This window comes from Candidatus Nitrosopumilus salarius BD31, from assembly GCF_000242875.2.
Classification (GTDB): Archaea; Thermoproteota; Nitrososphaeria; order Nitrososphaerales; family Nitrosopumilaceae; genus Nitrosopumilus; species Nitrosopumilus salarius.
This window is the reverse complement of the sequence record NZ_AEXL02000047.1, coordinates 1-527: the sequence shown is the minus strand read 5'-3', so window position 1 is coordinate 527 and position 527 is coordinate 1. Positions and strand designations below refer to the sequence as shown.

At 37.0% G+C, this 527-nt stretch carries 1 pseudogene; it reads right to left on the bottom strand.

The annotated features are described in order from the left end of the window. A pseudogene (locus BD31_RS02115) lies at nucleotides 1–512 on the bottom strand (UPF0182 family protein); the annotation flags it as partial. Nucleotides 513–527 lie beyond the last annotated feature (15 nt).

Below are 527 nucleotides of genomic sequence, written 5' to 3'. Positions count from 1 at the left end.
CCAAGCTCTGCACTAGTAGAACCTCTTGAATTTGGATAACCAGACCATGTCTGCTCAAAAAGACCTCCTTCACCGTAGTAAATTTCTCTTTGTTGGAAAAATTCACTACTATCTACAATCTGTCCGTCTGTTGCTTCTAAAGTAAGGAACCCATTTGGAACGTGTGTATATACAAGATGTTCATTATACCATCTATTTTCAAGGCTGACAGATGTTGGTAAGATGGGTTTCATAGATGCAGTCCAATAAAGGGTATTGTTAAAACGCAAGATATCATTGTCTTCAAAGTCTACATATGGAATCAGTCCTATCTCAGGCTTTAATTTTGCAAAAGCTGCCTCCCAATCCCAGACTCGAATTACATCAAGAACATCACTATGTTGACCAACATAATTTTTGATATTATTTGGCGATACAGACGTTAGTTGAACTTGATGAATATTTTCTTGCACGTTGTTTAATTGACCAAGATGTCTATTCACCCCAATTTGTTGAGCTGTGTATGGTCCCAAAAATTCAATCTTCTT